This is a genomic window from Egibacteraceae bacterium, from assembly GCA_035540635.1.
GTDB lineage: Bacteria > Actinomycetota > Nitriliruptoria > Euzebyales > Egibacteraceae > DATLGH01.
This window is the reverse complement of record DATLGH010000042.1, coordinates 50,081-58,529: the sequence shown is the minus strand read 5'-3', so window position 1 is coordinate 58,529 and position 8,449 is coordinate 50,081. Positions and strand designations below refer to the sequence as shown.

Annotated in this window: 7 protein-coding genes; 4 read left to right on the top strand and 3 right to left on the bottom strand. The window is 72.2% G+C overall.

All coding sequences use genetic code 11. From position 1 onward, the window contains the following. Together VM324_07455 and VM324_07450 are read left to right on the top strand one after the other, a co-directional pair. The coding region (locus VM324_07455) for an NADH-ubiquinone oxidoreductase-F iron-sulfur binding region domain-containing protein (protein ID HVL99112.1) at positions 1-1,242 on the top strand (1,242 nt) is incomplete at its 5' end. A gap of 287 nt (positions 1,243-1,529) precedes the next feature. Then, positions 1,530-2,009 (top strand): hypothetical protein, encoded by a 480-nt coding sequence (locus VM324_07450; protein ID HVL99111.1) that lies wholly within the window; start codon positions 1,530-1,532, stop codon positions 2,007-2,009. 59 nt (positions 2,010-2,068) lie between these two features. On the opposite strand, the gene VM324_07445 is transcribed toward VM324_07450, so the two are convergent. Next, positions 2,069-2,656 carry a class I SAM-dependent methyltransferase gene (locus VM324_07445; protein ID HVL99110.1) on the bottom strand — a complete coding sequence of 196 codons (588 nt, stop codon included), beginning with the start codon at positions 2,654-2,656 and terminating at the stop codon, positions 2,069-2,071. A 4-nt stretch (positions 2,657-2,660) separates the two neighbouring features. Further along, positions 2,661-3,107, bottom strand: a complete 447-nt coding sequence (locus tag VM324_07440; protein HVL99109.1) for an Lrp/AsnC family transcriptional regulator — start codon at positions 3,105-3,107, stop codon at positions 2,661-2,663. Positions 3,108-3,223: 116 nt separating this feature from the next. Between VM324_07440 and lat the strand changes: the two genes are divergently transcribed. Continuing rightward, a complete protein-coding gene (gene lat / locus VM324_07435) occupies positions 3,224-4,546 on the top strand; it encodes an L-lysine 6-transaminase (protein HVL99108.1) in 1,323 nt (440 codons plus the stop codon). After that, a complete protein-coding gene (locus tag VM324_07430) occupies positions 4,547-6,106 on the top strand; it encodes an aldehyde dehydrogenase family protein (GenBank protein ID HVL99107.1) in 1,560 nt (519 codons plus the stop codon). 90 nt (positions 6,107-6,196) lie between these two features. Here VM324_07430 and VM324_07425 read toward each other — a convergent pair whose 3' ends face one another. Then, complete coding sequence (locus VM324_07425) at positions 6,197-8,326, bottom strand: HDIG domain-containing protein (protein HVL99106.1); 2,130 nt, start codon at positions 8,324-8,326, stop codon at positions 6,197-6,199. Between the last annotated feature and the right edge of the window lie 123 nt (positions 8,327-8,449).

The window sequence follows — 8,449 nt, the reverse complement described above, 5'->3', positions numbered from 1 at the left end:
GGCCTGCGCGGGCGGGGAGGGGCGGGGTTCCCAACGGGGATGAAGTGGGCGTCGGTGGCGCAGAGCGCGAGCGACGGCTCGGAGGTCTACCTCGTCTGCAACGCCGCGGAGGGCGAGCCGGGCACGTACAAGGACCGGGTCCTCATGGCTCGCAACCCCTACCAGCTCGTCGAGGGCGTGCTCATCGGCATGTACGCGAGCGGTGCGGTCCGGGCCTTCATCGCGACGAAGCAGCGGTTCCACCACGAGCGCGCGCGGCTGGAGGACGCCCGCGACGCGATGGTCGATGCAGGCTGGCGGGGCGCCGACGCGGTGACGATCGTGCCCGGCCCGGACGAGTACCTCTACGGTGAGGAGTCCGCCATGCTCGAGGTCATCGAGGGCAAGCTGCCGATGCCGCGGATCCTGCCGCCCTACCAGATGGGCCTGTTCGCGAGCATGCACTCGCCGAACCCGACGGTGGTGAACAACGTCGAGACGCTCTCGCACGTCACCCACATCCTCGCCAAGGGCGTCGACTGGTTCCGCGAGCGGGGCACGCACGAGACCCCGGGGACGATGATCTTCACCGTCGTCGGCGACGTGGAGAACCCCGGCTTCTACGAGCTGCCGATGGGCACGCCGCTGCGCACCCTCATCTGCGACATCGCCGGCGGGACCGACGTCATGGCGATCTACAGCGGCACGTCGAACACCGTCATCACCCCCGACCTCCTCGATCTGCCGATGGACTTCGACTCGTTCGCCGAGGCGGGCACGGGTCTCGGCAGCGGCGGTTTCATGGTCTACGGCCCGCACCGCGACATCGTCCAGGTCACCGCCGTCCTCGCCCGCTTCCTCGCCATCGAGTCCTGCGGTCAGTGCCTCGCGTGCAAGCTCGGCACCGGCGAGCTCTACGAGCGCCTCGACCGCCTCGTGCGCGGTGAGGGGACGCACGGGGACATCGAGGAGATCCGCAAGCGCTGCGTGACGGTGACGGACCTCAACCGCTGCTACCTGCCGGTCGGGGCGTCGCTGCTGATCGCGAGCACCCTGGAGGCCTTCCCGCAGGCGTTCATCGACCACGTCGGCGTGGCGACCGACCCGGCGGTCGCCGTCGAGATCCCGAAGATCGTCACCATCGACGACGACACGGGCGGCGTCGTCTTCGACCCCGAGTACTACCGAAAGCGCCGCGACTGGTCCTACGGACCGCCGCGCGAGGACGCCGACGCCCGCGAGCAGGCCGACGCGAAGCCGTAGCGATCCCCGACGTTGCAGGAGGTCCGCATGGCTGACCGCGCGCTTCGCCGAGTCCTGCGAGCCGAGGAGCTACCGCTCCCCGCCTCGCGCGCCGACAGCCCGGCGCGCCTGCGCGACCAGGCCACCGCAGGGACCATCGCGGTGCCGGAGATCCGCGAGGTCGACGTCGACGGCCAGAGCGTCCTGCTGACCCGCCTTGCGACCGGCGAGGTGATCGCGATCGGCGCCTACTGCCCGCATCAGGGCACGACCCTGCGCCGGGCGACGATCTTCTCCGGGAACATCCGGTGCGAGCAGCACAAGTTCGTCTACGACCCCCGGACAGGCCGCAACATCCTGCCGAGCCGCGACGCGTCGCCGAAGGCGCTCGAGCGCTTGAAGCCCGGCTACCTCACGACGTATCCGGTCGAGGAGCGCGACGGCTGGATCTGGGTGTCCCCGCCGAGATCGCCGGTCCCGTCCACGGCCCCCCCGACGAGATCGTCGAGCGCCCCCCGCAGACGCTCGAGATCGTCGTCGGCCAGACCTTCGACCTCACGCTCGCAACGCGCATCGTCCCGAACCACCTCTGGAGCGTCGAGGTGGAGGGCGAGGCCGTCGAGGTGACGGGGCAGCGCCTCGACGAGGAGGCCGGTGAGCCGCGCCACGTGCTCAGCGCGGTCGCCTCGGCTGCGGGCACGGCAGTCCTGTACTGCACGTACGCGAAGCCGTGGGGTTCGGACGCCCGCGACACGTACACCTTCACCGTCCACGTCCTCGACGCCTGACCACCCGGAGGGACCTCCTCGAGTTGGCGCGGCTCCGGCACCGGCCGCCCTTTCGACCGTCACCCGCGGCGGCCCGACACCGAGACGGCGTAGTCCCCGCCCTCGTAGGGCTCGCGGTCCCAGGTGGCGAACCGCGCGAGGAGGTCGAGGCCCGCGGCGGCGCAGAACGCGTCGTAGTCGGCGAGGGTCAGGCCGTCCTCGTCCAGCTGGAAGCCCGCGACGAGCAGGCCACCGGGCTCGAGATGGCGCGCGAGGTTGGCCGTAACCGCCGCCTCCCTCCCGGGAGTGAGGAAGATGAACACGTTGCCCGCAGCGACGACGACGTCGAAGCGCCGCCCGAGGTCGACCGTCTCGAGGTCCGCCTCCACCCACTGCAGGTCGGGAGCCTTGCGGCGGGCGACCGCGAGCATCGCCGGGTCGAGGTCGACGCCGACCGCCTCGATCCCCCGCCGGACGAGCTCGACGGCGACGCGCCCCGTACCGCAGCCGGCGTCGAGGACCGAGCGTGGGCGGAGCGCCTCGACGAAAGCCGCCTCGCCGTGCACGTCGGCGCCCGACGCGGCGAGCTCGTCGAAGGCGTTGTCGTAGGTCTCGCCACGGGACTCCGCCCGTGTCGCGAGCCAGCGGTTGGCGGGCTGATCTTCCACCACGTCAGTGTCGCCGCTCGCCGGCCGGGCCGCCCACGTACCGGGTGAGCACGACGTAGGTGGTCGTGCGCACGGTCTCCGCCCAGGCGTTGATCCGGTCGAGGATCTCGTCGAGGCGCGCGGCGTCGGGAGCGGCGAAGCGCACGAGCAGGTCGAGCTCGCCTGCGACCGTCTCCGCCTCCTGCAGCTCGGGGAAGGCGGCGAGACGCCGGACGTAGCCGGCGAGGTCGGCGGTCCGCACGACGATGCCGACCCGCGCGCAGTGCGCGCGGGCCGGCGGCGCGTCGCGCACGTCGGCGTGGTAGCCATGGATGACCCCGTCGGCCTCCAGGCGTCGTACCCGGGCGAGGGTGGCGGTGCGTGACAGGCCGATGCGCCGTCCGAGCTCAGCCATGGACAGCCGTGCGTCCGAGCGGAGCTGCTGTACGAGGCTGCGGTCGAACTCGTCCACGGGGACTCCCCGCCACACACGGATCGTCGGTCGATTCTACGCTTCGTCGCGCGGGGCCGGGACGTCCGACGCTTCGCCCGCCCTCCCCCGGCGTGGCGCCTGCGACACTGACGAGCATGGTCCGCGCCGCAGATGTGCACGCAACGCTTCGCCGCCACCTGCTCGTCGACGGCTACGACTTCGTCCTCGACCTCGCCGCCAGCCGCGGGTCCTGGCTCGTCGACGCGCGCAACGGCGACCGCTACCTCGACCTGTTCACGCACTACGCGTCGTCGCCGCTCGGATCGAACCATCGGGCGCTCGCCGACGACGCGGGTTTTCGCGCCGAGCTGGCTGCCGCGGCGCTGAACAAGCCGGCCAACTCCGAAATCTACTCCGTGCCGATGGCGGAGTTCGTCGAGACCTTCACCCGAGTCCTCGGCGACCCGGCGTTGCCCTACCTGTTCCTCGTGGAAGGGGGCGGGCCGGCGGTGGAGAACGCCCTGAAGGCGGCGTTCGACTGGAAGTCGCGCCACAACGAGGCGGCCGGGCGTTCCCCTGCGCTCGGCTCGAAGGTGCTCCACCTCACCCGAGCGTTTCACGGGCGCGGCGGCTACACCCTGTCGGTCACGAACACCGAACCGGTCAAGACCGACCGCTTCCCGAAGTTCGACTGGCCCCGCGTCGACGTGCCGGCGGTGCGGTTCCCCATGGAGGATCATCGGGATCACGTCGAGGCCGCCGAGGCGCGGGCGCTCGAGCAGGCCCAGGCCGCGTTCGCCGCGCATCTCCACGACGTCGCCTGCTTCCTCGCCGAGCCGATCCAGGGCGAGGGCGGTGACAACCACCTGCGCGCCGAGTTCCTCCAGGCGATGCAGTCACTGTGCCGCCAGCACGACGCGCTGCTCGTGCTCGACGAGGTGCAGACCGGTTGCGGCCTGACCGGCAGCGGGTGGGCCTACGAGCAGCTCGGCGTCGAACCCGACCTCGTCGCGTTCGGCAAGAAGCTGCAGGTGTGCGGCGTGATGGGCGGCGGGCGCCTGGACGAGGTCGGCGACCACGTCTTCAAGGTCTCGTCGCGGATCAACTCGACGTGGGGCGGCAACCTCGCCGACATGGTGCGCGCCCGGCGCATCCTCGAGGTCGTCGAGGAGGAGGGCCTCGTGGCGCGGGCGGCAACCCTCGGCAAGGTCTTCGTCGATCTGCTCGACGGTGTGGCGGCCCGTCATCCGGGCGTCGACAACGTGCGCGGACGCGGGCTCATGTGCGCCATTGACCTGCCGGACGGGCCGACGCGGGACGCCGTCGTGCGGGGGCTCTATCGGGACGAGCGCGTCCTCGTCCTTCCCGGCGGCGCCCGCTCGGTGCGTTTCCGGCCGGCGCTGACCGTGACGGAGGAGGAGCTCGCGATCGCGTGCGCAGCCCTCAACCGCGTTCTCTCGGCGATCGCCGGAGTGTGAGTGTTGGCCCGCACGGTCTCCTCGATCATCGACGGACAGCGCCGGCCCGACGCTGCCGGCGGCAAGTCGGCGTCGGTCGACCCCGCCCACACCGACGAGGTCGTCGCCGAGGTGCGCCTCGCCGACACGGCGACGTTCGTCGACGCGTGCCGCGTGGCCCGCGAGACGCAGCGGACCTGGTCGGCGGTGCCCGCACCCGTGCGCGGCCGGGCGGTCGGGCAGCTCGGACGGCTCGTGGAGGACAACAAGGAGGTGCTCGCGCGTCTCGTGACCCGCGAGATCGGCAAGCCCTACGCCGAGGCGCTCGGCGAGGTGCAGGAGGTCATCGACACCGCCGAGTTCTTCCTCGGTGAGGGCCGGCGGCTGTACGGGCAGACCGTGCCGAGCGAGATGCCCGACAAGCAGCTCTTCACGTTCCGCGTGCCGGTTGGCGTGGCGGCGGTCGTCACCGCCGGCAACTTCCCCGTGGCCGTGCCGGCGTGGTACCTCGTCCCTGCCCTGCTGTGCGGCAACACCGTCGTGTGGAAGCCGGCGGACTACACCCCGGCGGTCGGCGAGGCGCTCGCTGAGCTGTTCCTGCACGCCGGCTTCCCCGCCGGCGCGGTCAACGTCGTGTTCGCCGACGGGCCGACGACCTTCACGGGGCTGTCCGCGGCGCTCGACGCGGGCCTGGTGGACAAGGTCGGCTTCACGGGCTCCTCCGAGGTGGGCAGGCGCATCGGCGAACTGTGCGGGCGGCACCTGCAGACGCCCTGCCTGGAGCTCGGCGGCAAGAACCCACTCGTCGTGATGCCCGACGCGGACCTCGACCTGGCGGTGGAGGGCGCCCTGTTCAGCGGCTTCGGCACGGCCGGCCAGCGCTGCACCTCGCTCGGGACGGTCATCGTCCACGAGGCGGTCCATGGCGCGTTCCTCGACCGCTTCACCGCCGCGGTCGAGTCCGCGCCGGTCGGCGACCCGATGGCCGACGTGCTGTACGGGCCGATGATCTCGCAGCGCTTCTGCGACCGCTTCCTCGGGTGGCTCGACCTGGTCGAGGGCCACCACCGGCTGCTCGGTTCGCCGGGCGTGGGGCGCATCACGGCGGACAACCCGCGCCCGGGGTTCGTCGGCGACCCCGACGCCGGCCTCTACTGCCACCCGACGATCGTCGACGGTGTCACGCCGAAGGACGAGCTCTACCGCTCGGAGACGTTCGGCCCGATCGTCGGCGTCGCGTCCTTCGCCGACTTCGACGAGGCGGTCGCGCTCGCCAACGGCCACGGCTACGGACTGTCGGCGGCCATCTACACCAGCTCGCCCCGCGCGGTGTTCCGCTTCCGCGAGCGGGTGTCGGCGGGGATGGTGAGCGTGAACAACTCCACGTCGGGCGCCGAGGCGCACCTGCCGTTCGGCGGCAACGGCAAGTCGGGCAACGGCGGGCGCCTGTCCGGCCGGTGGGTGCTCGACCAGTTCACCCGCTGGCAGTCGATGAACTGGGACTACGCCGGCAGACTGCAGAAGGCGCAGATGGACACGCCGGCGGTCACCGCCGACCGCTCGTTCCGCCTCCCCGGCTGACGGCGGGGTCAGGTGAGGCGGAGGGCGGCGTCGAGGATCTCGGCCTCGCCCAGCAGGACCGTGTCGGCGGCGTGCTCCCGGCGGCGGTTGTCAGCGCTCGGCTGTCGCAGCGTCGTCGAGCGCCGCCTCCGTCGCGGTGCGCGTCCCGGCGCGGTCGGCGAGCGCCGCCTCGTCGGACGCGGCCTCGTCGTCACCAGCCGCCGGAGCCTGTCCGACCCCCTTCGGCTCCGGGTAGGCGATGCGCGGGTGGTAGACGCCCACAAGCGTCTCGATGAACGTGTCCTGGACGGTGGCGAGCTCGCGGAACGTCAAGGACGCCTCGTCGAGCTGGCCGTCGTCGACTCGTTCGGCGACGAGGTTGTGGACGATGTCGGCGAGGTCCTCGCGGCTGAGGTTGCGGTTGGTCAGCGCCGCCGCCCGGCTCGCACCCTCACAGCAGTCGGCGAGCATGAGGATCGCCATCTCCTTCGTCGACGGCTTGCGCCCCTTGTAGCGGAAGTGCTGCTCGTCGATCTCCTGGCCGTTGGAGGCCTGGTTGAGCGCCTGCTGATAGAAGTAGCCGACGCGAGTCGTGCCGTGGTGGGTGGCGATGCCCTCGACCACCTCGGCGGGCAGGCGGTAGGTGCGCGCCATCTCCAGGCCGTCGGTGACGTGGCGCTGGATGATGATCGCGGAGGCCGCCGGGTCGAGCCCGTCGTGGGGGTTCGGGATGCCGTACTGGTTCTCGACGAAGAAGTAGGGCCGCGCGACCTTGCCGATGTCGTGGTAGAGCGCCGCGACGCTCGCGAGCAGGCTGTCCGCGCCGATGCGCCGGGCCGCCCGCTCGACGAGCGTCGACACCATGATCGAGTGGTTGTAGCTGCCGAGCGCCTTCTGCTCGAGCTCGCGCAGCAGCGGGTGGTTGCGGTCGGCGAGGTCGAGCAGGCTCGTGGCCGTGAGGACACCGAAGACCGACTCGAGGAACGGCAGGCTGCCGTTGAGGATGACCGCGGTCATGACGCCGTTGAGCAGGCCGGCGGCCATCGCCGTCGGGAGGCCCTCGGGGGTGGAGAAGATGAGCGCGAACGTGCCGGCGAGCCCCGTGTAGCCGAGCGTCGACTGCCACGCCGCGCGCCGGAGGTCCCCCCGGGCGGACAACCGCGACACGAGCGGCACGCTGCCGAGGCCCGCAACCGCCGCGAACGCGGCAAGCCCCGGCTCCCCCGGGACGGTGAAGGCGACGAGGGCGGTGAGGGGGACGGTGGCGAGCACGCCGACCGGCGGATCGAAGAGGATCGTCGCGAGCATCGTGACGGCCCCCGCCGGCACCGCGTAGAGCCAGCCCGACGACGGGGCGGTGAGGACCACCCCCTGCAGCGCCGCGGCGAACATCACCGCGAGCACCGCGAGCAGCAGCAGCCGCTTGCCGGAGCGCCACACGTGCGGGCGGTAGGCGCGCAGGTAGGTGGCGACCGCGACGGTGAGGAGCGTCGACAGCAGCAGCCCCCGCAGGAGGCTGCCCCACGGCTCGCGGCCCTCGAGCCCGCGGCGCTGGAGGGCGGCGAACTGGACGGAGTCGACGACCTCGCCGGCGCTGACGATCACGCTGCCGCCGAGGTAGGACCGCTCGACGTCGGCCACGTCGTTGGCGGCCTGCCGCCGGGCCTCGGCGGTCGCGCTCTCGTCGAGGCGCACCGTCGGCCGCAGCGCGTCGCGGATGACGGGGTCGACGACCGCCTCCGCCACCCCGTCGGGGAAGGGCCGCACGACCAGCTCGGTCGGCAGCTCCTCGTCGGCGAGGGCTGTGACGCTGTCCTCGGTGATGGACTGGCGGGCGAACTGCTGGGCGATCTGCGTCGACTCTGCGGCCACCCGGGCGAGCTGCTCGTCGGACAGGCCGACGAGGAGGGTCAGCCCCTCCTCGTCGAGCATCGGCAGGCGGTCGCGCAGAGCCTCGATCTGCTCCCCGCGGGTCGGCGCCCGCTCGTCCCCGCCGGCCTCCCGCGCCGCGGCCGCCCGAGCGAACACGTCGCTGACCTGCTCGACGATGGCCGCCTTCGCGTCCTCGTCGTCGAGGAAGACCGGCGCCACCGCCTCAGCGGCCTCCCGCTTCGCGCGCGCGGTCGCATCGGGGTCGGCCACCCGGATGGTGTCCGGCGCGACGACCGTCCGGGGGGAGGGCTCTCCGACGCGGATCGGGGTGTCCTGGAGGAACTCGGAGACCCCGAGGAGGGCGGGCACACCGAGCACCATCAGCGCGACGGCGAGCAGGCCATGAAGCCCCTGCGGGCCACGGAAGGACGCCAGGTTGTCACCTCCTCCCTCGGCGGCGGTGCGAAAGGTCCAACCCCGAACGGTACACCC